The 24442-nt window shown below is 68.0% G+C and carries 22 protein-coding genes; 16 read left to right on the top strand and 6 right to left on the bottom strand.

The window, feature by feature from the left end; translation table 11 throughout:
- Nucleotides 1-374 precede the first annotated feature (374 nt).
- The 5 genes from CGK74_RS01745 to recQ all read right to left on the bottom strand — a co-directional run bounded on the left by CGK74_RS01745 (nucleotide 375) and on the right by recQ (nucleotide 9457).
- The gene (locus CGK74_RS01745; RefSeq protein WP_165770031.1) at nucleotides 375-2471 is read right to left on the bottom strand and encodes a putative bifunctional diguanylate cyclase/phosphodiesterase; all 2097 of its coding nucleotides are present in this window, start codon (nucleotides 2469-2471) and stop codon (nucleotides 375-377) included.
- Nucleotides 2464-4842 carry an ATP-binding protein gene (locus tag CGK74_RS01740; protein ID WP_094266809.1) on the bottom strand — a complete coding sequence of 793 codons (2379 nt, stop codon included), beginning with the start codon at nucleotides 4840-4842 and terminating at the stop codon, nucleotides 2464-2466. The genes CGK74_RS01745 and CGK74_RS01740 overlap by 8 nt, the downstream gene beginning before the upstream one ends.
- Nucleotides 4839-5399 carry a YfiR family protein gene (locus CGK74_RS01735; RefSeq protein WP_094266808.1) on the bottom strand — a complete coding sequence of 187 codons (561 nt, stop codon included), beginning with the start codon at nucleotides 5397-5399 and terminating at the stop codon, nucleotides 4839-4841. The genes CGK74_RS01740 and CGK74_RS01735 overlap by 4 nt, the downstream gene beginning before the upstream one ends.
- Before the next feature lie 151 nt (nucleotides 5400-5550).
- The gene (locus CGK74_RS01730; protein ID WP_094266807.1) at nucleotides 5551-7446 is read right to left on the bottom strand and encodes a TonB-dependent receptor plug domain-containing protein; all 1896 of its coding nucleotides are present in this window, start codon (nucleotides 7444-7446) and stop codon (nucleotides 5551-5553) included.
- 145 nt (nucleotides 7447-7591) lie between these two features.
- Nucleotides 7592-9457 carry a DNA helicase RecQ gene (recQ, locus tag CGK74_RS01725; protein WP_094266806.1) on the bottom strand — a complete coding sequence of 622 codons (1866 nt, stop codon included), beginning with the start codon at nucleotides 9455-9457 and terminating at the stop codon, nucleotides 7592-7594.
- Between the two features lie 192 nt (nucleotides 9458-9649).
- Between recQ and CGK74_RS01720 the strand changes: the two genes are divergently transcribed.
- A complete protein-coding gene (locus tag CGK74_RS01720; protein ID WP_094266805.1) occupies nucleotides 9650-10576 on the top strand; it encodes a MerR family transcriptional regulator in 927 nt (308 codons plus the stop codon).
- A 3-nt stretch (nucleotides 10577-10579) separates the two neighbouring features.
- Here the strand turns inward: CGK74_RS01720 and CGK74_RS01715 are convergent, their stop codons facing one another.
- Entirely contained in the window at nucleotides 10580-12214 is a 1635-nt protein-coding gene (locus CGK74_RS01715; RefSeq protein ID WP_094266804.1) for a Na/Pi cotransporter family protein, read from the bottom strand.
- A gap of 224 nt (nucleotides 12215-12438) precedes the next feature.
- Here CGK74_RS01715 and CGK74_RS01705 point away from each other — a divergent pair, with 224 nt between their 5' ends.
- The 15 genes from CGK74_RS01705 to CGK74_RS01640 all read left to right on the top strand — a co-directional run bounded on the left by CGK74_RS01705 (nucleotide 12439) and on the right by CGK74_RS01640 (nucleotide 24438).
- Nucleotides 12439-12684 (top strand): hypothetical protein, encoded by a 246-nt coding sequence (locus CGK74_RS01705; protein WP_094266802.1) that lies wholly within the window; start codon nucleotides 12439-12441, stop codon nucleotides 12682-12684.
- Nucleotides 12684-14051: an NAD(P)/FAD-dependent oxidoreductase gene (locus CGK74_RS01700; RefSeq protein ID WP_240498591.1), complete on the top strand. Its 1368-nt coding sequence runs from the start codon at nucleotides 12684-12686 to the stop codon at nucleotides 14049-14051. The genes CGK74_RS01705 and CGK74_RS01700 overlap by 1 nt, the downstream gene beginning before the upstream one ends.
- Nucleotides 14045-14866 carry a DUF1365 domain-containing protein gene (locus tag CGK74_RS01695; protein ID WP_206186152.1) on the top strand — a complete coding sequence of 274 codons (822 nt, stop codon included), beginning with the start codon at nucleotides 14045-14047 and terminating at the stop codon, nucleotides 14864-14866. Before CGK74_RS01700 ends, CGK74_RS01695 begins: the two co-directional genes overlap by 7 nt.
- Nucleotides 14863-16095 carry an SAM-dependent methyltransferase gene (locus CGK74_RS01690; RefSeq protein WP_094266801.1) on the top strand — a complete coding sequence of 411 codons (1233 nt, stop codon included), beginning with the start codon at nucleotides 14863-14865 and terminating at the stop codon, nucleotides 16093-16095. Before CGK74_RS01695 ends, CGK74_RS01690 begins: the two co-directional genes overlap by 4 nt.
- Nucleotides 16092-16658, top strand: coding sequence for a chalcone isomerase family protein (locus CGK74_RS01685; protein ID WP_094266800.1), 567 nt, complete (start codon nucleotides 16092-16094; stop codon nucleotides 16656-16658). Before CGK74_RS01690 ends, CGK74_RS01685 begins: the two co-directional genes overlap by 4 nt.
- Complete coding sequence (locus CGK74_RS01680; RefSeq protein ID WP_094266799.1) at nucleotides 16655-17977, top strand: MFS transporter; 1323 nt, start codon at nucleotides 16655-16657, stop codon at nucleotides 17975-17977. Before CGK74_RS01685 ends, CGK74_RS01680 begins: the two co-directional genes overlap by 4 nt.
- 17 nt (nucleotides 17978-17994) lie before the next feature.
- A complete protein-coding gene (locus CGK74_RS01675; protein WP_206186179.1) occupies nucleotides 17995-18504 on the top strand; it encodes a DUF3833 domain-containing protein in 510 nt (169 codons plus the stop codon).
- Nucleotides 18504-19292, top strand: coding sequence for an SDR family NAD(P)-dependent oxidoreductase (locus tag CGK74_RS01670; protein WP_165770030.1), 789 nt, complete (start codon nucleotides 18504-18506; stop codon nucleotides 19290-19292). The genes CGK74_RS01675 and CGK74_RS01670 overlap by 1 nt, the downstream gene beginning before the upstream one ends.
- An 8-nt stretch (nucleotides 19293-19300) precedes the next feature.
- Complete coding sequence (locus tag CGK74_RS01665) at nucleotides 19301-19747, top strand: nuclear transport factor 2 family protein (protein ID WP_094266797.1); 447 nt, start codon at nucleotides 19301-19303, stop codon at nucleotides 19745-19747.
- Between the two features lie 251 nt (nucleotides 19748-19998).
- Nucleotides 19999-20814 (top strand): cytochrome c oxidase subunit II, encoded by an 816-nt coding sequence (coxB, locus tag CGK74_RS01660; protein WP_094266796.1) that lies wholly within the window; start codon nucleotides 19999-20001, stop codon nucleotides 20812-20814.
- A gap of 98 nt (nucleotides 20815-20912) precedes the next feature.
- Nucleotides 20913-22490: a cytochrome c oxidase subunit I gene (gene ctaD / locus CGK74_RS01655; protein ID WP_094266795.1), complete on the top strand. Its 1578-nt coding sequence runs from the start codon at nucleotides 20913-20915 to the stop codon at nucleotides 22488-22490.
- 111 nt (nucleotides 22491-22601) lie between these two features.
- Nucleotides 22602-22718 carry a cytochrome oxidase small assembly protein gene (locus tag CGK74_RS19100; protein WP_240498590.1) on the top strand — a complete coding sequence of 39 codons (117 nt, stop codon included), beginning with the start codon at nucleotides 22602-22604 and terminating at the stop codon, nucleotides 22716-22718.
- Nucleotides 22715-23317, top strand: a complete 603-nt coding sequence (locus CGK74_RS01650) for a cytochrome c oxidase assembly protein (protein WP_094266794.1) — start codon at nucleotides 22715-22717, stop codon at nucleotides 23315-23317. Before CGK74_RS19100 ends, CGK74_RS01650 begins: the two co-directional genes overlap by 4 nt.
- A complete protein-coding gene (locus tag CGK74_RS01645; protein WP_094266793.1) occupies nucleotides 23314-23526 on the top strand; it encodes a DUF2970 domain-containing protein in 213 nt (70 codons plus the stop codon). The genes CGK74_RS01650 and CGK74_RS01645 overlap by 4 nt, the downstream gene beginning before the upstream one ends.
- Before the next feature lie 36 nt (nucleotides 23527-23562).
- Nucleotides 23563-24438 carry a cytochrome c oxidase subunit 3 gene (locus CGK74_RS01640; RefSeq protein ID WP_094266792.1) on the top strand — a complete coding sequence of 292 codons (876 nt, stop codon included), beginning with the start codon at nucleotides 23563-23565 and terminating at the stop codon, nucleotides 24436-24438.
- Nucleotides 24439-24442 lie beyond the last annotated feature (4 nt).

The following is a 24442-nucleotide window of genomic DNA, read 5'->3' as shown; positions in this document are numbered from 1 at the left end:
GGGCAAGCGACGCACGCAGTGTCTCTGAAGCATTTTGCGTGCCATTCTCCTGTTTTCCTTGGTTTGCCTGGATTTCGTGGGAGATCGAATGCCGTTCCGCAGCGATTTGAATGCCACTGGTACGAGGGTGAGCGGTAAATGTAAGAACCCCCGACATCCCTACCGTAAGTCCCGCCGGGCATTCAGCTTCTAGCGCGATTTTGTCGGACGGCAGCGTGACAACCTTCACGCACCGATTTTTATGCGCATGGTAGCAAGTCTGCTTTTTATGACAAACGGCGCATGCGTGAGTGCCAGATTTGCTCGTTCTCCGTTGATCGCGGAAGTGAGTGTAAAAAAATCCGACATCCCGATCGGCGAGAACGGCGCTTGCTTCAGGCGATCAGCCGTCGCGCGAATTCGTCGGCAGGGAGCGGCCTTGCGTACAGGTAGCCCTGAACCAGGTCGCAGCCTTCGCGGCGCAAGGCTTCGGCCTGCTCGAGGGTCTCCACGCCTTCGGCCACCACTTCGAGGCCCAGCCCTTTCGCCAGCGCGATGATGCCGCGGACTATGGCGGCCTGGCGCGGCACGCTGAGCATGTCCTGGATGAAGGCGCGGTCGATCTTCAGCGTGTCCAGCGGCAGGAAGCTCAACTGGCTCAGCGACGAGTAGCCCATGCCGAAATCGTCGAGCGCGAGGCGGAAACCGTATTCGTGCATGTCGCGCAGCACCGCGCGCACGAACTCCGTGTCCTGCATGATCATGCTCTCGGTCAGCTCGAGCTCGATCAGGTGCTGCGGTACGCCGCAGCGCTCGGTCTCGGCCACCAGCAAGGGCAAGAGCCCGGCGTCGAGGAAGTGCGAGGCAGAGAGATTGAGCGCCACCCCGACGATCGGCAGGCCGGCGTCGCCCCACTCGCGCAACTGGCGGCAGGCACGGCGGATGACCCATTCCCCGAGCGGAATGATCAGGCCGGTTTCTTCTGCGAGCGGGATGAAGCGGCTGGGGGGCAGCAGGCCGAGCGTCGGGTGCTGCCAGCGGATCAGGGCCTCGGCGCAGCAGATTGCGCCTTCGCGGTCGTACTTGGGCTGGTAGTACAGCAGCAGGCCGTCGCCGTCCGCGCTTGCCAATGCCGCCCGCAGCTCGGCTTCGAGCTGCAGTTGCAGGCGGGCGTCGGTGTTGATGTCGGGCGAGTAGAACTGCAGGTCGCGAACGTCGTGGCTCTTGGCGTGGTGCGTTGCTGCGGTGCTGGCGCTGATCAGCTCGGAGGCGGACTTGCCATCCGCCGGATGAATGGCGATGCCGGCGCGGGCGTCCAGCATCACCTCGTTGTCGCCGCTGCGGAAGGGGCGCCGGATGGCGCCCAGCAGCCGCTGCGCGACGCGGCTGGCCTCATGCGCCGACGGCAGATCGGCCAGCAGAACCATGAACTCGTCGCCACCCCAGCGCGCCAGCGTGGCGGCCGGTACCGTCTCGCCAGGCAGGCGCGCGCTGCCCGAAAGGGCCTGGGCGAGCCGGCGCGCCACCTGCAGCAGCAGGGCGTCGCCGGCCTCGTGCCCCAGGCTGTCATTGACGCGCTGGTAGCGGTCGAGGTCGATATGGATGACGGCGCTGAGCGTGCCCGCGGGATGCTGCGCGATCCGCTCGTCCAGCGCCTCGGTGAAACGCGCGCGGTTGGCGAGCCCGGTGACCGGGTCGTGGCGCGTCAGGTAGTCGATGCGTTCTTCGATGCGGCGCTGGGCGGTGATGTCCTGCACCGTGCCGTAGGAGCGCACCGCCTGTCCGTCGGCGTCGTACTCGAACTTCACACGCAGATGGATCCAGCGCACCTGGCGCTCGCGCGTCAGGAAGCGGTGGATGATGTCCAGCGCTTCGTGCCGCTCGATGGCCTGTGTTATGCCCTGCTGCACGCGTTCGAGATCGTCCGGGTGTACGCCCTGCATGAAGCGCTGCACGGTCGCGGGCGCCTCCTGCGGATCGACGTCGAGGACGGTGTATAGCTCGTCCGAGCACAGCGCGACGCCGCTGGCGCGGTTCAGCTCCCAGCTGCCGAGGCGGGTGATGACCTGCGCCTCTTGCAGGTTGCGGCGGCTCGCTTCGAGCGCCTGCAAGGTGTCTCGCGCGCTCAGCAGGAAGCGCACGCGATGCGCGAGGATGCTGAAGTTGAAGGGCTTGGCGATGAAATCGGAGGCGCCGGCGTCGAAGGCGTTCTGGATCGTGCCGCTGTCGTCCAGCGCGGTCATCACCAGCACGGGCAGGCGGGCGAGAGCGGGTTGCGTGCGCAGCCAGGCGCAGAAGGCCAGGCCGCCCATGCCCGGCATCTGCAGGTCGAGCAGGACGATGTCCGGCCGTGCCTCGTCGAGCAAGGGGATGGCGGCTTCGGCGCTCTCGGCGTCGACGACCTCGTGGCCGACGTCGGTCAGCGCACTGCCGGCGAGCAGGCGGATGACGGGGTCGTCGTCGACGATGAGGATCCGTGCCCGTTCAGGCAAGCTGCGTCTCCATGTTGGCGAGTGCCGCGTCGAGCGCCGTGACGGCCGTCTCGAAGCCTTGCACGATGTCGACGATTCCCGCATCGATGGGGGCGGTGTCTCCGGCGCGCAAGGCCAGTTCGACCTCGCGGCAGCGGGCGGAAAGCCACAGCGCGCCTAGCGATGCGCTGCTCGATTTCAGCGTATGCGCTGCCCGTGTGGCAGTCGCTATGTCGCCATTGTGCCACGCGGCCTGCAGGCTCTCGAGCTGCCTGCGGCCGTCCTCGCGGAACACGCCGACGACCTTGCGCAGCAGGGCGTTCCCGCTCGAGTGCTGCGCCGCGATGGTCCGCAATACGGCCGTGTCGAGCGCGTCCGCCGGCGCGGGGGTGGGTGTGACCGCCTCGGCGGGGGCGGGTGCCGCTGCGACAGCCTTGCTCTCGGGGGCATCGAGCCAACGCGCGATGACCTCGACCAGCTCGGCCTGACGATAGGGCTTGGCGAGGAAGTCGACCATGCCGGCCTCGAGGCAGCGTTCGCGGTCGCCCTGCATGGTGTTGGCGGTCATGGCCACGATCGGGCAACCCGTGACGTCCTGGCGATCGGCCAGGATGCGGCGGGTCGCTTCGAAGCCGTCCATCACCGGCATCTGGCAGTCCATGAGGATGAAGTCGAACTGCGTGCGCTGGCAGGCGGTCACTGCTTCGGCGCCATTCTCCGCGAGCTCGACGGTGAAGCCCAGGCTCTTCAGCTGGCTCGCGGCCAGCGCCTGGTTCACCGGGTTGTCCTCGACCAGCAGAACGCGCAATTCCTGCCAGCGTCCCGATGTGCCGGCCGCGCCCTGCCTTGCGGCGCCCGCCGGTGCCTCGGGCGGCACGGCCTGGGCGTCGGGCAGTGCGGATGCCGGCGCAACTGGCATCGGCAGGCTCAGGCGGAAGCGCGATCCGCGGCCCGGCTCGCTCTGCGCGGTGATCCGGCCGCCCATCAGTTCGACGAGCTGGCGCACGATGGCCAGGCCGAGCCCCGTGCCGCCGAAGCGGCGGGTGGTGGAATTGTCGGCCTGCGAGAAGGCCTCGAACAGCTTTGGCAGCAGCCTCGGGTCGATGCCGATGCCGCTGTCGCTGACCTCGATGTCGAGCAGCGTCTGGTCGGGCGTGGCGCCCCGATGTGCATCGACCTCGATCGTGATCCCACCGCTGGGGGTGAACTTGAGCGCATTGCTCACCAGGTTGTGGATGATCTGCCGGATGCGCGTCGGGTCGCCGATCACCGCGGCAGGTACCGCGGGGGCGACGCGGGCTTCAAGCCTCAGACCCTTGTCGCGGGCCATGGGCGCGTGCAGTTCGACCAGTTCGTTCACCAGCCGTGCGGGCGCGAGCGGGATGTGCTCGAGTTCCATCCGCCCGGCCTCGATCTTGGAGAAATCGAGCAGATCGTTGAGGATGGCCAGCAGCGCCTCGCCGGACTGCAGTGCGGCGCGTGCATGGCGGTTCTGTTCGGGCGTCAGCGGCGAGGACAGCAGCAGCTCGGTCATGCCGAGGATGCCGTTCATCGGCGTGCGGATCTCGTGGCTCATTGTCGCCAGGAAGCGCGACTTGGCCTGGTTGGCGGCCTCGGCGCTATCCTTGGCCTGGCGTAACTCGGCGGTGCGGGATTCGACCTCGCGCTCGAGGTTGTCGCGGTGTTCGAGCAGGGCCTGGCCGCGGGACTCGATTTCGGTCAGCATGCGGTTGAACTCGTCGACCAGGGCACCGACTTCGTCGTTGCCGAACTTGCTCACGCGCACGTCGTAGCGCTGGTTGCGGATCACCTCGCCCGCCGCATGGGCCAGATCGCTGATCGGCGCGGTGATGTGCCACTGCAGCCGCAGTCCCAGCAGCACGGCCACGGCGGCGGCCAGCGCCGCGATGCAGGACAGCAGCAGCAGACCCAGGCTGAACTGGCGCCACGTGTCAGTAATGTCCGCCTCGATCTCGAGCCGGCCGATGGTCTCGCCGCCGGCGGTGACGGGCTCGCGGAAGCTCAGCCGGGTGGGCAGCAGGCGCGCGATCAGCCATGCCGCCGCGTCGGCATCGTGTGCCGCGGCGGGTGCGTCGTAGCTTGCCAGCGGTGTGCCGTTGGCATCGAGCAGGCGCGCGTGCCGGATCGTCGGATCGGCCTGCAGTGCGCCGAGGATGGCGGTGCCGGCGCGCGGATCGAGGAAGGCGAGGGCGCCCTGGCTGTTCTGGCTGGTGAGACGGGCCAGCGTGTGGATGCGCTGGTCTGCGGCGCGATGGACCTTGTAGATGGCGCCAGCGGCGAACACCAGCATCGCGAGCAAGATGGCCGTGCCGGTGGTGCCGGCCACGATGCGGGTGAGCTTGCTGGCGATGGGCAGGTCACGGAATCTCATTGCACGACCCGGTCGGCGAGCTGCAGCAGCTGGCTGCTCAGCATCAGGTTGGCGGCACGGGCCGCGGCGAGGTTGACGTCGAAGCGCACGCGGCCATCGACGATCTTCAGTTCGATCATGCCACCTTGGGCGACGAAACCGGGCTGGTCGCTGATGGTGAGTGCGGCGCGCCGGCCGGTGAGCTGCTGCAGGCTGCGCAGGGTCACGGCGTCGGTCATGGTGGCGAAGACCGCGTCGCATTGCGCATCGCCACCCTGGGCTTCCAGCGGCTGCAGTCGCACCTGGCGGCCCTGCACGTTGCGGCCGGCGAGGGCGTTGAGCTGGCCCGCAAGCGCGTAGCCGCCGGTCACACACAGCGTGAGCGTTGGCGCCGCCTCACCTTGTCCGTCGGGCCAGCTGGTGAACTTGATGAAGTTGAGGACAAAGGCCGCCTTGACGCGTGCCTCCTCGATCGAGTCGCTGGCGCGGGCGGCCCCCGCGACCAGTACGGCGAGCGTCACCGCGGCCACGACGAGACCGCGGAGCAGGGACAGGCGTGGCCAGAGGCGCGACATCATGGAGGGCTCAGAGACGCCAGTTCGCCTTCACGTATACGCTGCGCTCGATCTCGTTGACGATCGACGGTAGCGGCTCGTTGATGGCCTCCGCACGGCGGTGGTCGAGCAGGTTCTGGCCGACGATGGACAGTTCGAGCGTGCGATTGACCTTTCAGCCCAGGCGCATGTCCAGCCCCCAGTGCGGGTCGATCCGGCGGGTCGGGCTGAAGGAGTAGGTGCTGGTTGCGCTCGAATGGCGCAGCCACACATCCCACTGCACGTTGGGGGCGAGGTCGTAGGCGGAACGCAGCGAGAAGATCCGCTCGGGCGTGCCTTCGGAGAACTCCGAGCTGCGCGGCATGCTGCTATGCGACATGCGGTGCAGGCTGAAGCTGGCCGCGAGCTGCCAGGCGGGCAGCGCGCGCCAGTCGGCGCTGAATTCGATGCCGGTGACGCGGGTGCGTTCGCTGGTGTCGAGCAGCAGGGGCTGGATCACGTACGGAAAGCCGGGGGCGCCGAAGGGGGCGAGGATGTAATCGCCATTCACCCGTGCGTTGCGCAGATCCCTGTAGCGGTAGTGATAGGCCGCAATCTCGGTGCCCAGCGTCCGCGACCAGTTGGCCCGCCAGCCGAGGTCGAGCGCGCGCACGTACTCGGTGCCGAAGTCGGGGTTGCCATAGACGACGGGCACGACATGACTGACTGGCCCCGGTAGCCCGGTGCTGCGGGCAGGCAGGGTGGCCACCGGAGCCTGCTCGGCCCGTGTGGCGGTGCGTGCAGCGCGGGCGATGGATGCCCACAGGCTGTGCGCGGGGTCGGGGGTGAACAGGATGCGCGCATTCGGCTGGAAGGCGAGCTTGGCGTCGTCCTTGAGGTCGACCCGGCTGCCCAGTGTCAAGGTCCAGCGCTCGGGTACCAGTGCGAACTCGCCCTGGGCGAAGAGGCTGAACTGTTCGGCGCGGTCGCGGGTGTTCTCGATCGTGACGTAGGGCGCACGGCCACGGAGTTCGTCTCGCGTGTGCTGCCAGCTGCCGCCCCATACGAGGTCAACGCCTGCGCCGAATTTGCGCTGCTGCTGGTATTCGATGTCGAAGGTGCTGCGCCGTTCGCTGCCGGCGAGGATGTCCAGGCGCGATTTCTCGACGTAGGCCTGCACGCTGTGGGTGATGCCCTCGCCGGACAGGTGCTCCCAGCGGCCGAGCAGGTAGGCGTTCTCGCCGACGCTGGTGTAGGAGTGTGCCGGTGCATCGATGAGCGGCGTGCGTTGCAGGAAATGGTCGCCGGCGGCGCTGTCGCGCACCGCGCCCTGCAAGCGGAGGCTGTCGCCGCCCGCCTTGGCGTCGAGCCGGAAACCGGCCTGTCGCGTGCGCCAGAAGTCGCGCGCCGGGCCGTCTTCGAGCGTCGTGGAAGGTTCGACGTACTGCGATTTGGCGTGCAGCTCGAGATGGGCGTCGTCGGACAGGGCCAGGCCATGGCTGGCGAACAGGCTGCCGTGCAGCTCGGTGCCCGCCGTGGCTGCGAGCTGGCTGCCCTGCGCGCTGCGCGCATTGCGGGTGATGATGTTGATGACGCCATTGACGGCATTGGCGCCCCAGATCGAGGCGCCCGGGCCGCGCACGATCTCGATGCGCTCGACGATCTCCAGCGGGATGTCGTTGAACTCCCAGAACACGCCCGAATAGGCCTGAGAATACAGGCTGCGGCCGTCCTGCAGCACCAGCAGCTTGTTGGCGTAGCGCCCGCCGAAGCCGCGGATCGACACGCTCCAGCGGTTGTTGCTGAAGCGCGCCACATTCACGCCCGGCGCCAGGCGCAGCGCCTCAGGCACGTTGGTGGCACCGCTGCGGCGGATGTCGTCGGCGCTGATGACGTGCACCGCGGCGGCCGTGGCAGACAGCGGCTGCGAGCGCTTCGACACCGAGGTGACGACGACGTCCATCAACTGCTCGAGACTCATGTCGAAGACGTCGTCGCCTCCCGGCTGCGTGTCGGCGGGCGTTGGCGCAGCCATCGCCGGCAGGGCGCCGAGAGTGAGCGTGAGGGAGAGCAGGGTCCGGATCAGGGGCATGAAGTGACTAGAGAGCGTGTTGCGGTTCGTGGCGCGCCTGGCCAGAGCCCGCAGCAGTGGTTGCGAACATGTGGCGAATATAGTGTCGAGCACGCTTCTGGCGTGTGACGGAGCTAACGGGTTCTGCCCGAATCGCCCGCAGGCGTCAGGCGGTCTCCTGCGTCAGCGCCAGGATGGCCTCGCCGTAGGCCTCGAGCTTGCGGTCGCCGATGCCGCTGATGGAGGCCAGTTCGGACAGCGTCTGCGGGCGGGCGATGGCGATCTCGCGCAGCGTGGCGTCCTGGAACACGACGTAGGCCGGCACGTTGCGCTCCTTGGCAGTGGCGAATCGCCAGGCGCGCAGGCGGTCGAACAGCGTGGTGGGGATGCCGTCGGGAATGTCGAGGGGGGCGTTGCGCCGCTTGCTGCGACTCTTGCCGCGTTCGCGTTCGCGCTCGAGGCGCAGGTGGAACTCGGCCTCGCCGCGCAGCAGCGGGCGGGCGGCGTCGGTCAGGCGCAGAGCGTTGTAGCGTTCGTGGTCCACCGCCACGAGTTCGCGCGCGACGAGCTGACGGAACACCGTGCGCCAGCGCTTCTCGTCGAGTTCGTTGCCGATGCCGAAGGTGGTGATGTCCTGGTGGCCGCGTTCGACGACCTTGTCGGTGAGTTCGCCGCGCAGCACGTCGATCAGGTGGCCGGCACCGTAGCGCTGGCCGGTGCGATAGACGCAGGACAGCGCCTTGCGCGCGGCCTCGGTGGCATCCCAGGTCTGGGGCGGGTTCAGGCAGTTGTCGCAGTTGCCGCAGGGGCCGGATTCCTCGCCGAAATAGGCGAGCAGGTGCTGGCGGCGGCAGGTGGTGGCCTCGACCAGGCCGACCAGCACGTCGAGGCGGTTGCGCGCGAGGCGCTTGAACTCCTCGCTCGCCTCGGACTCGTCGATCATGCGCCGCTGCTGCACCACGTCCTGCGCGCCCCAGGCCATCCAGGCCTGCGCGGGCAGACCGTCGCGACCGGCGCGGCCGGTTTCCTGGTAGTAGCCCTCGATCGAGCGCGGCAGGTCGAGGTGGGCCACGAAGCGCACGTCGGGCTTGTCGATGCCCATGCCGAAGGCGATCGTCGCCACCATGATCAGCCCGTCCTCGCGCAGGAAGCGGGTCTGGTGCTCGGCGCGCATTTCCTGGGTCATGCCGGCGTGGTAGGGCAGGGCGTTCAGCCCCTGTTCCTGCAGCCAGGCGGCGGTTTCCTCCACCTTGCGTCGCGACAGGCAATACACGATGCCGGCCTGCGCCGGGCATTCCTCGCGGATGAAGTTCAGCAGCTGGCGGCGCGGATCGTCCTTGTCGACGATGGTGTAGCGGATGTTGGGGCGGTCGAAGCTGGAGACGAAGCGACGCGCGTGGGTCAGGTTAAGGCGTTCGGCGATCTCCTCGCGCGTCTGGCGGTCGGCCGTGGCGGTGAGCGCGATGCGCGGGATGGACGGGTAGCGCTCGGGCAGGATGGAAAGCTGCAGGTACTCCGGGCGGAAATCGTGGCCCCACTGCGATACGCAGTGGGCTTCGTCGATCGCGAACAGCGCCAGCCGGTGGGTGTCGCGCAGGTGGTCGAGCTGGTCGAGGAAGCGCGGCGTCATCAGCCGTTCGGGCGCGACGTAGAGCAGGTCGAGTTCGCCGTCCCACAAGGCGCGCTCGACGGCGCGTGCGGCGTCCATGTCGAGGCTCGAGTTCAGGAAGGCCGCGCGCACGCCGGCCTCGACCAGTGCGCTGACCTGGTCCTGCATCAGCGCGATCAGCGGCGAAACGACGATGGCCGTTCCATCGCGCATCAGGGCCGGGATCTGGTAGCACAGCGACTTGCCGCCGCCGGTCGGCATCAGTACCAGCGCATCGCCACCCGCCGCCACGTGCTCGACGATGGCCTGCTGCTCGCCGCGGAAGGCGGGGTAGCCGAAGACGTGCTCGAGAATGTGAAGCGCCGACGGCGGCGTGCGGGAGGTGGAGGCGGGGTAAGGGGGTGACGCGAACGCGGTGTCCATGGGGCCGCATTGTACCGGCTTCGTTGCGGGAGCCTGTGCGCGGGACGGGCATCGGCGCCGGCAAACCGGCTGGGGTCGCATCTCGGGTTCGGCATTTTGTCGTGGACAAAACCGATGTCGCTGCCTAGCATTCGCATGCGGCGGACGACGGTTTGTCCGCCTTACCGTTCCCACTCCTGAACCTGGTCCCGCATGAACGCCGCGCCTCCGGAAGAGATCGCATTCAACATCGCCGCCGTCGAGCGCGATACCGGCTTGCCCAAGGACACCCTGCGGGTGTGGGAGCGCCGCTACGGCTTCCCGGCGCCCGCGCGCGATGCCCATGGCGAGCGCCAGTACCCGCCGGAGCAGGTCGAGAAGTTGCGCCTGATCCGTCGCCTGCTGGATCACGGTCACCGGCCGGCGAAGATCTGCGGCGCGTCATCCGAAGAACTGATGCAGTTGCTCGCACAGCATGGGCGTGCCGCCGGCGCCGGGGAGGAGGGCGGCTGCGACACTCGCCTGCTCGAATGCGTCTGCCTGCACCGCAGCGCGGAACTGGCGGCCGGCTTGCGCCAGGCTCTGCTCAAGCAGGGGCTTCAGCGTTTCGTCGCCGAGACCGTGGCGCCGCTGGCTACGGCGGTGGGCGAAGCCTGGTTGCGCGGCGAACTGGAGGTGTCCGAGGAACATCTGTTTTCCGAGCAGGTGCAGAACCTGCTGCGCAGCGCCATCGGTGCGCAGGCCGGTACCGGCGGGCGGCCGCGCATCCTGCTCACCACGCTGCCCGACGAGGTGCATGTGCTGGGCCTGCTGATGGCAGAAGCCATGCTCGTGCCCGAGGGCGCGTCCTGCGTGTCGCTCGGCACGCGCACGCCGCTGGCCGATATCCGCAATGCAGCGGCCGGCGGCGACTTCGACATCGTCGGCCTGTCGTTCAGCATCGCCTACCCGTCGCGCCAGGCGATCGACGACCTGCTGGAACTGCGCGCCAGCCTGCCGCCGCGTATCGCCCTGTGGGCGGGTGGCGCCGCGGTGCGCGACCGTCAGCGCCGTCTGCCCGGGGTGCGCGTGGTCGGCGATCTGGACGACACTCTTGCCGCCTTGCGCGAATGGCGCAGCGCCCGCGAAAACGCGGACTGAGCTTCAGCCGGCATTGGCGTCGGCCGCTTCGATCGGGTCGTTTCCGGTGCGCTCGGCCTCGTCGTTGCGCGCCACTTCGGCGGCCGACGTGCCTTCTTCCAGCGCCGCGAGCATGCGCGCGCCCTTCGCCACCTGTTCGGTCGCGCGGCGCTCCAGGCTCGCCAGGCGAAGCCAGTCCTGCATCGTGTGAATGTCGAGGCGCGCGTGTGCGCCGCCGAGCAGGAGGGCTTCCTTCAGTTTCTGGTACTGCGCCTCCGCCTCCTCGAGGCGCACCGACACCGCGCCGGGACTGAAGTCGGGACGCTCGGGGTCGGCGGCTTCTGCCAGGTGGGCGACGGACTGGCGGAAGGTCTCGATCTCGGCGGAGAAGTCGCGTGTCGCCGTGCGCGCCAGATTGCCGGCGAGCGCGACCGCTTCGCGCATCAGCATGGCCGTCGTCTCCTGGTACTGCAGCGTGCGCAGGCAGTGCGCGAGCGTCTCGACCAGGGCGGGAGGGAGACTCGCGGCACTCAACTGGCGGGCGTAGTTGCCTATGGCGGGTGCCAGCGCCTGCAGGGCCGAGGTCTCGTGCTCGACGCTCGCTTCGTCCGGCGGCAGGCGGTTGGCTGCCGCCAGCGCAGCAACTGCGAAGCCCTGGGTGCGTGCGAGTTCCATGCGCAAGGCGTGGATCGCGAGGTCGGGAATCGCCAGCGAGTTCGTGTCCAGGTAGTGGGGGCGCGCCACTTCCTCCTCGCGCGTGCGGAAGTGGCCCGCGAGCGTGCGTAGCATCAGCGGCGCGATCGGCACCATCAGCAGCACGCCGAGCAGGTTGAAGGCGGTGTGGAACATCGCGATCATGACCGCGGGTGTCGCCGGTTGCTCGAACCACTCGCGCAGCACACCGAGCAGCGTGATTAGCAGCGGGAGCATCAACAGGGCCATCGCGCCGGTCACGAAGTTGAACAGCACATGGGCCGCGGCCAGGCGGCGCGCGTTGGAGGTGGCCCCCATCGCCGACAGGATGGCGGTGGAGGTGGTGCCGATGTTGGTGCCGATGACCATCGCACAGGCGGCTTCGACCGTCAGCAGCCCGCCTTGCGCCGCGGTGATGACGATGGCGATGACCGCGCCGGAGGCCTGCATCAGCACCGTCAGCACGGTGCCGATACCGATCAGGATCAGCCAGCCGGCGACGCCCGGCGTGATGAAGTCCTGCAGGTCGATCATGCTGCCGACACCCGAGAAGCTGTCCTTGAGCACGTCGATGCCGAGGAAGAGCACGCCGAACCCGGCCAGCGCCTGGCCCAGCGCGCGTGCGCGCAGGGTGCGACCGGCCAGCATCAGCACGGCGCCGATGCCGACGAAGGGCAGGGCGAAGGCGTCAATCCTGAAGCCGAAGCCCAGGGCCGCAACGAGCCAGGCGTTCATCGTCGTGCCGACGTTGGAGCCGAAGATCACCCACAGCGCGTTCTTCAGCGACAGCAGGCCGGTGTTGACGAAGCCGATGCTGGCGACGGTGACGGCCGTCGACGACTGCACCAGCGCGGTGATGGTCATGCCTGCGGCGAGTCCGCGCGGCGCCGTGGCGGTGCCGCGCTCAAGCAGCCCTTCCAGCGCGCGGCCGGCGGCGAGCTTCAGCCCCTCGGTCATCATGTGCATGCCGATGAGGAACAGGCCGATGCCGCCGACGAGGGCGGAGACGAGCTCATAAGTGGTGGGGACGGGCGTTTCCAGGGGGTGCTCCCGAGGGACTGGGGATGGCTAAAGCGTAATACCGCAAGCCGGTTCGTGGAAGTATGCAAAATTGTCCAGGACAAAGCATTGACATGGTGGTCGCTGTGACCTACTGTTCAATTGCAATCGACATTTGTCCAGGACAAATCATGAAATACGCAGCGAACCTCTCCAGCGTGCCTGCTCTCGTCCTCGGTATCGTGGCGGTCCTCGGCGCGGGCCACGCGGCCGCCGTCCAGCCGGAGGCGACGCGCAACCCGGTGCAGCGCGCCGAAAGCCCGGCGCCCAAGGACCCGGCGCTCATCGATCTCATGCTGTTCGCCCATCGCGCCGACATTGCGCCCTTGCGCGTTCCGGCGGCGACCTCGGCAGCACCCGAACGGGAGCGTCGATAATGAACGCGCCCGAGCATCTCTTCCGGTCCGGTTTCGGCGACCGTGCTGACGACGCCCTGCGTCCCGGCGAGCGGGTCGCGGTCATCGGCAGTGGCATCGCAGGCCTGTCTGCCGCCTGGTTGCTGGCCGACCATGCTCAGGTCACGGTGTTCGAGGCCGGCGCCGAGGCCGGCGGGCACACCCACACCGTGGACGTGACGCTGGGCGGCGTGACGCATCCCGTCGACACCGGCTTCCTCGTCTTCAACCGCCGCACCTATCCCAACCTGTGCGCGCTGTTCGCGAAGCTGGGCGTGGAGGCAGTCGAGACCGAGATGAGCTTCGGCGTGAGCCTGGCCGAGCCAGGCATCGAGTGGGCCGGAACGGATCTGGCGAGCGTGTTTGCCCAGCCGCGCAACCTCGTGCGGCCGGCTTTTCTAACGATGCTGCGTGACATCCTGCGCTTCAATCGCGACACCACGCAGCTCGCGCGCGAGGGCGGCCTGCCCAACCTGTCGCTGGGCGACTTCCTTGTGCTCGAGGATTACAGCGACGCCTTCCGCGACTGGTACCTGCTGCCGATGGCGGCCGCGATCTGGTCCTGCCCGACGCGCACGATGCTGGACTACCCGCTGGCGACTTTCGTGCGCTTCTGCCACAACCATGGCCTGCTGCAGATCCTTGACCGCCCGCAATGGCTAACGGTAAAGAACGGTGGGCGCAGCTACGTGCGCAGGATGTTGCAGAAGATCGAGGACTTGCGGCTGAACAGCCCGGTCACGGCGATCTCGCGCGACGAAACCGGGGTGTGGGTCAGCTCGTCGCAGGGCACGGAGCGCTTCGACCGCATCGTGTTCGCCTGCCACAGCGACCAGGCCCTGGCCATCCTCGGGCCGCAGGCGAGCGCGGAGGAGCGGCGCATCCTTGGCGCCGTGCGCTACCAGGACAACGTCGCGCTGCTGCATACCGACGCCAGCCTGTTGCCCGCGCGCCGCAAGGTGTGGTCGGCGTGGAACTACCTGGCCGGGAAGGGCGCGCCCGATGCGCGCCCGGTGTCGGTAAGCTACCTGATCAATCGCCTGCAGCCGCTGCCGTTCGAGACGCCGGTCGTCGTCTCGCTCAACCCCTTCCGCGAGCCGGCGCCCGAGCGCCTGATCAAGCGCATCACCTACGCGCATCCGGTGTTCGACCGCGGCGCCATCGACGCCCAGAATCGCCTGAACCGCATCCAGGGCCGCAACCACAGCTGGTTCGCAGGCGCCTGGACGGGCTATGGCTTCCACGAGGACGGCCTGCGTTCGGCGATCGCGGTCGTGGAGTCGATGGGTGTGGCAGTGCCCTGGCGTGACGCCGTCGCCGGGGCGGTCGAGGCCGGCAGGGCATGGTGAGCGATTCGGTCGCGCTGGATCGCGGAGAAGCGGCTGCGGCCGCTGTCGGTGATCTGGAGCCCGCGGTGTGCTTCGGCGCGGTGATGCACGAGCGCCATGTCGTCGCGCACAACCGTTTCGTCTATCCCACCGCCTTCCTGCGTCTGCCCCTGTCGCAGATCGACGCATTGCATGTGCCGCTGCTTGGCATCGAACGCGCCGGCGCCTTCAGCTTCCGCCGCCGGGACCACGGTGCGCGCGACGGTTCGCCCCTGTTGCCCTGGCTGCAGCGCATTCTCGACGCGCACGGACTGCGGGACATCTGCGACGGCGAGGTGGTGCTGCAGACCATGCCGCGCGTGCTGGGCTACGTGTTCAACCCGGTCAGCTTCTGGTTCTGTCACGACGCTTCCGGCCGCTTGCGCGTGGTACTGGCCGAGGTCAGCAACACCTTCGGCGAGCACCACAATTATCTTGTGCATCACCCCGACCTGCGCCCGATCGAATCCGGCGACGAACTGCGCGCGAGCAAGATCTTCCACGTCTCGCCCTTCTTCCCGGTGCGCGGCGAATACCGCTTCCGCTTCGAGCGCCGGCCCGGCCTGCACGCGGTCACGGTCGACCTGTGGGATGGCGGCGTGCTGCAGCTCTCGACCCGCCTCGGTGGCCGCGCCGAGGCGCTCGACGGTCGCGCGATGCGACGCTGGCTGTTGCGCCAGCCCTTCATGACTCTGGGCGTGATCGCCCGCATCCATTGGCAGGCCCTGCGCCTGGCCGTCCGGCGCGTGCGCTTCCACCCGAAGCCGCTGCCGCCGCTCGAGGAGACTTCGCGATGAACGCCCTGGAACATGCCCTGCAGCCGCTCGCCAGCATCAAGCTGTCGCGCCTGCCCCGCGCCACCCGGCTGGCGCTGGAGATTTTCGATCGCCTCGACGGCGGCGCGATTGCCATCGAGCTGCCCGACGGCACGCACCTGCGTGCGGGCCACGGGCCGCTGGTCGCCCACCTGCGCGTGCGCGACCACGCGGTGTTCGATGAGACCCTCGCGCGCGGCGACATCGGCTTCGGCGAAAGCTGGATGGACGGGCTGTGGGACACGGACGACCTGACCGGCCTGCTGACCCTGCTGTCGCGCAACCGCGCCCGCATCGGCGAGGCGATCTACGGCCGCATGTTCCGCATGCTGGGCCACCGCGTCGCCCACCTGTTGCGGGCAAACACCCGTGCGGGCTCGCGCCGCAACATCGAGGCCCATTACGATCTCGGCAACGATTTCTATGCGCTGTGGCTCGACCCGTCGATGACCTACTCCGCTGCGGTGTTCGACACGCCCGCCGAGTCACTTCATGACGCCCAGTTGCGCAAGTACCGCCGCATCCTGGGCGAACTCGGCGCGCAGCCGGGGCAGACCATCCTCGAGGTCGGCTGCGGCTGGGGCGGCTTCGCCGAGGTGGCGGCCACCGAGTTCGGCTGCCGCGTGCTCGGCATCACCCTGTCGCCGTCGCAGCTTGCCTTCGCCCAGGCGCGCGCCGAGCGCGGCGGGTTTGCCGACCGCGTGGACTTCGCCCTGTGCGACTATCGCGACGTGCGCGGCCAGTACGACCACGTCGTGTCGATCGAGATGATCGAGGCCGTCGGCGAGCGCTTCTGGCCGACCTACTTCGCCCAGCTCTCGGCCTTGCTCAAACCGGGCGGGCGCTGTGTGGTGCAGGCGATCACGATCGCCGATGCGCTGTTCAAGCGCTACCGGCGCGGCACCGACTTCATCCAGCGCTACATTTTCCCCGGCGGGATGCTGCCCAGTCCGGCGGAGGTCGGCCGGCAAGCACAGGGCGCCGGACTCGCCGTGGTCGGCGATTTCACCTTTGGCCGAGATTACGCGCGCACGCTGGCACACTGGCATTGCAGTTTCGAGACGCAGTGGCCGGTGATCAAGGCGCAGGGCTTCGATGAACGCTTCCGCCGAATGTGGCGCTTCTACCTGGCTTACTGCGAGGCGGGCTTCGAAACCGGTGACATCGACGTTCATCACTACGTCTTTGCCCACGTCGGAGAAGCGGGATGAACGCGACACGGCGTCGCGCGCGGTTTGGCGCCTGCGTGGCGGCGGGGCTTGCCCTGGCGTTGCTGGTAATGCCGCTGCACGCCTACGTGCTGCCTGCCGCCGAGGAATTTGCGCCCGCGCCGCTGCGCGTGCTCGGCGAAGGCGAGATGCGTTGGCTGGGCTTCAAGCTCTACGACGTGCGGCTGCTGGTGGCCGGCGGGGCGGAGGCCCCTGGCGACGACACGCACGCTCTGGCGATCCGTTACGCGCGTGACATCGACGGCCGCCGGCTGGTGGACACCAGCATCGACGAGATCCGCCGCCTGGGTGAGCGCGACGAGGCGACGCTGCAGCGCTGGCGCGACGAACTCGCGCGCGCGCTGCCATCCGTGCGGGCGGGCGACACGCTGGTCGGACTACATCAGCCCGGCGAAGGCGCCCGCTTCTGGCACGAGGGGCGGCTGACGGCCGAGATCGACGACCCCGCTCTCGCGCGCGCCTTCTTCGCCATCTGGCTCGATGCGCGCACGCGCGAGCCCGAACTGCGTGCGCGCCTGCTCGGGCTCGACGGACGCGCGCAATGAACGCGGACGGCGTTCGGCGGCGGGACCTGCTCGCCTACGGCGCGCTCGGGCTGCCACTCGCCTTTGCGGCCTTGCCGCTGTACGTGCATGTGCCGCGCCTTTACGCCGAGCTTGGCCTGCCGCTGGCGACCGTCGGCGCCGTCCTGCTGGCCGCGCGCATCGTCGATGCCCTGACCGATCCCCTGATCGGCTGGGCGCTCGACCGCCGGCCCGGCCGCCGTGCCTGGGTGGCCGCCGCGCTGCCGCTGCTGGGCTTCGGCATGATCGGCCTGCTTGCGCCGCCGGATGGTGCGGGCGCCCTGTGGTTGTTCGTGCTGCTGGTGCTGGTCTCGCTCGGCTACTCGGTGGCGAGCATCGCTCACAATGCCTGGGGCGCGGAGGTGGCGCCGACCTCCGCGCTGCGCACGCGCTTCGTCGCCAGTCGCGAGGGTTTCGCGCTTTTCGGGGTGATGCTGGCTGCCGCCCTGCCGGCGCTGCTGGCCGCCGAGGGTGGCGAGGTGGGCGGGCTGGCGCGGCTGGCCCTGGTCTTCATCCCGCTGCTGCTGGTCTTCGGCCTGTGGACCCTGTGGCGGGCGCCACTGCCGGCAAGCGCGGCACCCGCCCGGCGCCCGGTGCTCGCCGGGCTCGGGGCGGCCTTGCGCGTCCCCGGCTTCAGCCGGCTGCTGGCGGTGTTCGCGGTCAACGGCATCGCCGCAGCCATCCCGTCGGCGACGGTGCTGTTCTTCGTTGCCGACGTGCTTGGCGCCACCGCCTTCGCCGGCGCCTTCCTGATGCTGTATTTCGCCGCCGCAGCGGCCAGCCTGCCGCTGTGGGTCCGCATCTCGCAGCGGGTCGGCAAGTTGCGCGCGTGGCTGGCCGGCATGGGGCTGGCGGTGGTGGTGTTCGGCTGGGCGGCGACCATCGGGCAGGGTGATCTGCTCGCCTATGGCGCGATCTGCGTGCTGTCCGGCGTGGCGCTCGGCGCCGACCTGAGCCTGCCGCCGTCGCTGCTTGCCGACCTGCTGGCGCGGGACGATACGCAAGGTGGCGGGGGCTCGCACGCGGGCGCCTGCTTCGGCTGGTGGAACTTCGTGACCAAGGCCAACCTCGCGCTCGCCGCGGGCCTGGCGCTGCCGCTACTCGCTGCCCTCGGCTACGCGCCCGGCGCGACGGCGCTCGATGCGCTGGCGGCCTTGTCGGTGGTGTACGCGGTGGTGCCGGTCGGATTGAAGTTGCTGGCCGTCGCCTTGCTGTGGCGCTGGCGCCACGTCCTCGAAACCGCGTCCGCCACGCAGCTGCCTGCGGCCGCACGGACGCCCTGCGGAGCCTGTGAAACGTGAAGCGAATCCTTGTCTTGATGGTGGCCCTGTTCGGGCTGTGGGGGTGCAGTTCGGTGGAGATCGACAAATACCGCAGCGAGACGCCGGTGCTGGACCTGCGCCAGTATTTCAACGGCACGCTCGAGGCGCACGGCATCTTCCAGGACCGTTCCGGCGAGGTGGTCAAGCGTTTCACCGTGATCATCGACGCGAGTTGGCAGGGCGAAGTCGGTACGCTGGACGAGCGCTTCACCTATTCGGACGGCAGCACGCAGCGCCGAGTGTGGACGATCACCCGCACCGGCGAGGGGCGTTACGTCGGCCGCGCGGATGACGTGGTCGGCGAGGCGCGCGGCGAGGAGGCCGGCAACGCGCTGCGCTGGCGCTATGTGCTGGCCTTGCCGGTCGATGGCAAGGTCTACAACGTCGACTTCGACGACTGGATGTTCCTGATGGACGACCGCGTGATGCTGAACCGTTCGGTGATGAGCAAATGGGGCTTCCGCCTCGGTGAGGTAACGCTGTCCTTCTACAAGCGGGGCGGCTGATGGGCTGGCTGGCGCCGCTCAACGCGCCGATCCGCGACTGGCAGGGGCGGCGGGTGTGGCTGGTCGGGGCATCGACCGGCATCGGCGCCGCGCTGGTGCAGGCCCTGGCGGCGCGCGGTGCGCGTGTCGCGGTATCGGCACGCAGCCGCGAGCGGCTCGAGGCCCTCGCGGCGAACTGTGGCCCCGCCATGGTCGTCGAGCCGATGGACGTCACCCGGCCCGAGGATTTCGAGCGCGTGCGCGACGGGCTGGTCGATGCCTGGGGCGGCATCGACCTGGTGGTGCTCAACGCCGGCACCTACCGGCCGCTGCGCGCCTGGGAACTGCAGCCCGAGGCGATCCGCGAGACGCTCGACACCAACCTGTTCGGCACCATGGCGGGCGCGGCGGCGGTGATTCCGCAACTGCTGGGGCAGGGCAGCGGCGCGATCGCGCTGGTGGGCAGCGTCGCCGGCTACGGCGGGTTGCCGAAGGCGACGGTGTATGGGCCGAGCAAGGCCGCGCTGATCAACTTCGCCGAAACGCTTTACCTGGACCTGGCGCCGAAGGGGCTGGGCGTGTTCCTGATCGATCCCGGCTTCGTCGCCACGCCGCTTACGGCGCAGAACGACTTCCGTATGCCGGCGCTGATCTCCGCCGAGGACGCGGCACAGGAGATCGTCGCCGGCTTCGGGCGGGGCGATTTCGAGATCCACTTTCCGCGCCGCTTCACGCGCGTACTGAAGCTGCTGCAGTGGCTGCCGCGGCGCGCTTACTTTGCCTTGATCCGGCGCGCAACCGGACTTTGAATACGCGAATGACCAACCCGAACCAGCGCTCCGTCAATGATGCCGTCGACGCGCTTGCCGACTTCTACCAGGCCCTGACACCGGCTTCGCTCGTCCGCCTCGGCGAGTTCTACGCCCCCGACGCGCATTTCAAGGACCCCTTCAACGAGGTGATCGGCGTCGCCGCGATCCGCCGCATCTTCGAACACATGTTCGCGACCGCGGACTCACCGCGCTTCGTGGTCACCAGTCGCATCGTGCAGGGCGACCAAGCCATGTTGGGCTGGGACTTTCACCTGCGCCTGCGTGGGCGTGCCTTGGTGGTCCGTGGCGTCAGCCACCTGAGCTTCGATGCCGACGGGCGTGTCGTCCTGCATCGCGACTACTGGGATCCGGCCGAGGAGCTCTATGCCCACTTGCCGGTCATCGGCGCATTGATGCGGGCCCTGCGGCGCAAGCTGTCCGCCACCGGCTGAGGGCGCAGTTCACTGCAGTCCGATTGCATCCTTGCCGGATGACGGGCGCGTCGTGCGCAGTTGCGGCACTGCAAAAAAACGCCCCATGGGAAAACCCCGAATGCAGCGCGCAAGTGCAGCCGTGATGCGGCGGGTAGCAGATATTGCGACGCAATATATTGATTTTTATCAAAAAACCGTGTTGCGGCTGTGTTTTTCGCTATGGCAACATCGGTCACGCCTGCCAAAACTACAAGATGTAGGGGGTGGTCATGGAAAGTGCCCGTCGCTTCGCGACTGCATCCGCCGCTGTCGGCCTTGCCGGTCCTGCGCTCGCGCAGGATTCGCCGGCGCGCTACAACCTGCAGGCCCCGGTCACGGGCATCGCCGAGCAGATCAACGACATGCACACGCTGATGCTGGTGATCTGTCTGGTCATCTTCATCGGCGTGTTCGGTGTGATGTTCTGGGCGGTGTTCCATCATCGCAAGTCCAAGGGCGCCGTCGCCGCCCATTTCCATGAGAACACCGCGGTCGAGATCGCCTGGACCGTCATCCCCATCCTGATCCTGCTCGGCATGGCCTGGCCTGCGACCAGAACCGTGATCGAGATGAAGGACACCTCCAACCCCGACCTGACGATCAAGGCCACCGGCTATCAGTGGAAGTGGGGCTACGACTACCTGCAGGGCGAGGGCGAGGGCATCCGCTTCCTGTCCAGCCTGTCGACGCCGCGCGAGCAGATCGAAGGCGGCGCCCCCAAGGGCGAGGCATACCTGCTCGAGGTCGACAAGCCGCTGGTGGTGCCGGTGGGCAAGAAGGTGCGCGTGCTGCTGACGGCCAACGACGTCATCCATTCATGGTGGGTGCCGGCCTTCGGCGTCAAGCAGGACGCCATTCCCGGCTTCATCCGCGACACCTGGTTCCGCGCCGACAAGGAAGGCATCTACCGGGGCAACTGCGCCGAGCTGTGCGGCCGCGACCATGGCTTCATGCCGATCGAAGTGCACGTCGTGTCGGCCGAGAAGTACGCCGAGTGGGTCAGTGCCCAGATGCAGGCGCAGAACGTGGCGCTGGCCGCCCAATAGGAACGGAATTGCATCTCCGCGGCGGCATCAGGGTCACCGCGTTTGTGCATCGCGTTGTTGAGTCGTCGTTGTAGCGCTGTTCGACAGGAGGACCCCGCATGGCCGCCGTCACACATGATCAGCTCCAGGGGCATCAGCCCGGCCCGACCGGCCTGATGCGCTGGCTCACGACGACCAACCACAAAGACATCGGCACGATGTACATGATCTTCAGCTTCATCATGTTCCTGTCCGGGGGCGTGATGGCGCTGACGATCCGCGCAGAGCTGTTCCAGCCCGGCCTGCAGGTGGTGCAGCCGGAATTCTTCAACCAGCTCACGACCATGCACGGCCTGGTGATGGTGTTCGGCGCCATCATGCCGGCCTTCGTCGGCTTCGCGAACTGGATGATCCCTCTGATGATCGGCGCCAGTGACATGGCCTTCGCGCGCATGAACAACTGGAGCTTCTGGCTGCTGCCACCGGCCGCGATCCTGCTGATCGGCTCCTTCTTCGTGCCGGGTGGCGCCACCGCCGCAGGATGGACGCTGTACGCGCCGCTGTCGGTACAGATGGGCATGGGCATGGACCTCGCCATCTTCGCCATCCACATCATGGGCATCAGCTCGATCATGGGCGCGATCAACATCGTCGTCACCGTGCTCAACATGCGCGCGCCGGGCATGACCCTGATGAAGATGCCCCTGTTCTGCTGGACCTGGCTGATCACCGCCTACCTGCTGATCGCGGTCATGCCGGTGCTGGCTGGCGCGGTGACGATGATCCTCACCGACCGCCATTTCGGCACCAGCTTCTTCAACGCTGCGGGCGGTGGCGATCCGGTGATGTACCAGCACATTTTCTGGTTCTTCGGCCACCCGGAGGTCTACATCATGATCCTCCCGGCCTTCGGCATCGTCAGCCAGATCATCCCGACCTTCGCGCGCAAGCCGCTGTTCGGCTATGCGTCGATGGTCTATGCGACGGCCTCGATCGCCATCCTGTCCTTCGCCGTGTGGGCGCACCATATGTTCGCCACCGGCATGCCGGCCGCCGGCCAGCTGTTCTTCATGTACGCGACCATGCTGATCGCCGTGCCCACCGGGGTGAAGGTGTTCAACTGGGTGGCGACGATGTGGCGCGGCTCGATGACCTTCGAGACGCCGATGCTGTGGGCCACCGGCTTCATCTTCGTGTTCACGATGGGCGGCTTCACCGGCCTGATCTGCGCCATCGCGCCGATCGACATCCAGGTGCAGGACACCTACTACGTGGTCGCGCACTTCCACTACGTGCTGGTCGCCGGCTCGCTGTTCGCGCTGTTCGCCGGCGCCTACTACTGGCTGCCGAAATGGACCGGGCACATGCCGAGCGAATTCCTCGGCAAGCTGCATTTCTGGTGCTCGATCGTGTTCTTCAACATCACCTTCTTCCCGATGCACTTCCTCGGCCTGGCCGGCATGCCGCGCCGCATTCCGGACTACGCGCTGCAGTTCGCCGACTTCAACGCACTGGCCTCGGTCGGTGCCTTCGGCTTCGGCCTGTCGCAGCTGATCTTCCTGGTGGTGGTGGTCAAGTGCGTGCGTGGCGGCGAGCGTGCCGCGGCGCGTTCGTGGGAAGGCGCCGAGGGGCTGGAGTGGACGGTGCCGTCGCCAGCGCCGCACCACACCTTCGAGCAGGCACCAGTGGTTAAGTAGGAACCGGCGCTGCAGGGTTTCAGGGGTGAGCGGGGAGCAGGGGTGGAGATCTCGGGAGAAGGAGGCTCTGCTCTCCGCCTCGCCACCAGGGTGGCAAGGAAGGGTGAGGACATGACGCGCAGCGAGGATCGCAAGGCAGCCAACCGTCGCACCGGCCTGATGCTGGCGGCGGTGGCGTTCGCCTTCTTCGTCTTCGTCATCCTCAAGTACAAGGTGTTCGGGCAATGAGTACCCACCCTGGCCGCCTCGCCGCGGAGAACCGTCGCCTGCTGTTGCGCCTGTCAGTGTCGGCCGCGGTCATGTTCGGCTTCGGCTTCCTGCTCGTGCCCTTCTACGAAAAGATCTGTGAAGTGACCGGCATCAACAACTTCCTGCGGCCCGAGGCCGAGCAGGGGGCAAGGGCGGTGCTCAACACCCAGGTCGATACCAGTCGCCGAGTCCTGGTGCAGTTCGATGCCAACCTGCACCACCTGCCCTGGCGCTTCCAGCCCATGCAGCGCTCGATCGAGGTCCATCCGGGGCAACTGGTGCAGGTCGAGTACGAAGTCTCCAACACCCGCGACGTGCCGGTGACCGGCCAGGCGGTGCCGAGCTACGGGCCGCAACTTGCCGGGCGCTACTTCAACAAGATGGACTGCTTCTGCTTCGAGCAGCAGACGCTGGCGCCAGGCGAGCAGCGCACGATGCCGGTGGTGTTCGTCGTCGATCCAGCGCTGCCGGCAGACGTCACGGTGATCACGCTCTCCTACACCTTCTTCGAGTTGCCGGGCCGCAACACCGCCGCGGCGCAACCACCGAAGCCAGCGCTGGTGGAGGGGGCGTCATGAACGCGCACGGTGCCGGCAACCCGCGCCGCGCCGGCTTCTGGCCGACGCTGCGCGCCGTGCTGTGGTCATTCTTCGGGGTGCGCAGGCGCCAGGCTTACATGGAAGACGCCGGCTCGCTCAACCCGCTGGCGGTGGTCGTGGCCGGCGTGCTGGCCGGCGCGGTCTTCGTCATCCTCATCGTCATCGCGGTGCAAGTGGTGCTCGCCTAGCGGCACCGGGCAAGTACAGGCCAGGGGGAACACGTCATGAGTCATGCAACAGCAAGCCGCTCGTTCGACCACTACTTCGTGCCCGAGCCGTCCAAGTACCCGATCTTCGGCTCGATCGCGCTTCTGCTGTTCGGTGCCGGTTCGGCGCTGTGGCTCAACGATGCGCCCGCGGGGCCGTGGTTGTTCTTCGCCGGCATCGCCATCCTGATCTACATGCTGTTCGGCTGGTTCGGCCAGGTCGTGCGCGAATCGGAGACCGGCCAGTACGGCAGGCGGGTGGACGTGTCCTTCCGCTGGTCGATGGGCTGGTTCATCTTCTCCGAGGTGATGTTCTTCGCCGCCTTCTTCGGCGCACTGTTCTACGCTCGCGTGCTGTCGGTGCCGTGGCTGGCGTCCGGCGACAACGAGGCCCTGCTGTGGCAGGGATTCACCAGCACCTGGCCTACGTCCGGCCCCTACGCGCAGAGCGGCGCCGACCCCTTCACGCCGATGGGGGCGTGGGGCATTCCCGCAATCAACACGCTGATCCTGCTGACCTCCGGCGTCACGCTGACCTGGGCGCACTACGGCCTGCTGGGCAACAAGCGCAGCCAGCTCAAGCTCGGCCTGCTGGCCACCATCGTGCTGGGTGCCATCTTCATCGCGCTGCAGGCCTACGAGTACGTGCACGCTTACGCCGACCTCAACCTGCGGCTCGACAGCGGCATCTACGGCTCCACCTTCTTCCTGCTGACCGGCTTCCACGGCCTGCACGTCACCATCGGCGCGATCATGCTGGCGGTGATGCTGTTCCGTGTGATGGCGGGCCACTTCACCCCGGACCACCACTTCGGCTTCGAGGCCGCGGCCTGGTACTGGCACTTCGTGGATGTGGTGTGGCTGATCCTGTTCGTCGTCGTGTATTGGCTCTAGGACG

Origin of the sequence: Thauera propionica (assembly GCF_002245655.1) — a bacterium.
Taxonomy (GTDB): domain Bacteria; phylum Pseudomonadota; class Gammaproteobacteria; order Burkholderiales; family Rhodocyclaceae; genus Thauera; species Thauera propionica.
This window is presented reverse-complemented; position numbering and strand designations above follow the sequence as displayed.

Excerpts from the sequence above, each read along its gene's own strand:
- CGK74_RS01730 (WP_094266807.1), bottom strand. The coding sequence starts at position 7,446 with ATGCCCCTGATCCGGACCCTGCTCTCCCTCACGCTCACTCTCGGCGCC.
- CGK74_RS01680 (WP_094266799.1), top strand. The coding sequence starts at position 16,655 with ATGAACGCGGACGGCGTTCGGCGGCGGGACCTGCTCGCCTACGGCGCG.
- CGK74_RS01670 (WP_165770030.1), top strand. The coding sequence starts at position 18,504 with ATGGGCTGGCTGGCGCCGCTCAACGCGCCGATCCGCGACTGGCAGGGG.
- CGK74_RS01645 (WP_094266793.1), top strand. The coding sequence starts at position 23,314 with ATGAACGCGCACGGTGCCGGCAACCCGCGCCGCGCCGGCTTCTGGCCG.
- CGK74_RS01715 (WP_094266804.1), bottom strand. The coding sequence starts at position 12,214 with ATGCACATGATGACCGAGGGGCTGAAGCTCGCCGCCGGCCGCGCGCTG.
- CGK74_RS01700 (WP_240498591.1), top strand. The coding sequence starts at position 12,684 with ATGAACGCGCCCGAGCATCTCTTCCGGTCCGGTTTCGGCGACCGTGCT.
- CGK74_RS01740 (WP_094266809.1), bottom strand. The coding sequence starts at position 4,842 with ATGAGATTCCGTGACCTGCCCATCGCCAGCAAGCTCACCCGCATCGTG.
- CGK74_RS19100 (WP_240498590.1), top strand. The coding sequence starts at position 22,602 with ATGACGCGCAGCGAGGATCGCAAGGCAGCCAACCGTCGCACCGGCCTG.
- recQ (WP_094266806.1), bottom strand. The coding sequence starts at position 9,457 with ATGGACACCGCGTTCGCGTCACCCCCTTACCCCGCCTCCACCTCCCGC.
- coxB (WP_094266796.1), top strand. The coding sequence starts at position 19,999 with ATGGAAAGTGCCCGTCGCTTCGCGACTGCATCCGCCGCTGTCGGCCTT.
- CGK74_RS01690 (WP_094266801.1), top strand. The coding sequence starts at position 14,863 with ATGAACGCCCTGGAACATGCCCTGCAGCCGCTCGCCAGCATCAAGCTG.
- CGK74_RS01650 (WP_094266794.1), top strand. The coding sequence starts at position 22,715 with ATGAGTACCCACCCTGGCCGCCTCGCCGCGGAGAACCGTCGCCTGCTG.
- CGK74_RS01665 (WP_094266797.1), top strand. The coding sequence starts at position 19,301 with ATGACCAACCCGAACCAGCGCTCCGTCAATGATGCCGTCGACGCGCTT.
- CGK74_RS01705 (WP_094266802.1), top strand. The coding sequence starts at position 12,439 with ATGAAATACGCAGCGAACCTCTCCAGCGTGCCTGCTCTCGTCCTCGGT.
- CGK74_RS01695 (WP_206186152.1), top strand. The coding sequence starts at position 14,045 with ATGGTGAGCGATTCGGTCGCGCTGGATCGCGGAGAAGCGGCTGCGGCC.
- CGK74_RS01640 (WP_094266792.1), top strand. The coding sequence starts at position 23,563 with ATGAGTCATGCAACAGCAAGCCGCTCGTTCGACCACTACTTCGTGCCC.
- CGK74_RS01685 (WP_094266800.1), top strand. The coding sequence starts at position 16,092 with ATGAACGCGACACGGCGTCGCGCGCGGTTTGGCGCCTGCGTGGCGGCG.
- CGK74_RS01720 (WP_094266805.1), top strand. The coding sequence starts at position 9,650 with ATGAACGCCGCGCCTCCGGAAGAGATCGCATTCAACATCGCCGCCGTC.
- ctaD (WP_094266795.1), top strand. The coding sequence starts at position 20,913 with ATGGCCGCCGTCACACATGATCAGCTCCAGGGGCATCAGCCCGGCCCG.
- CGK74_RS01675 (WP_206186179.1), top strand. The coding sequence starts at position 17,995 with ATGGTGGCCCTGTTCGGGCTGTGGGGGTGCAGTTCGGTGGAGATCGAC.
- CGK74_RS01735 (WP_094266808.1), bottom strand. The coding sequence starts at position 5,399 with ATGATGTCGCGCCTCTGGCCACGCCTGTCCCTGCTCCGCGGTCTCGTC.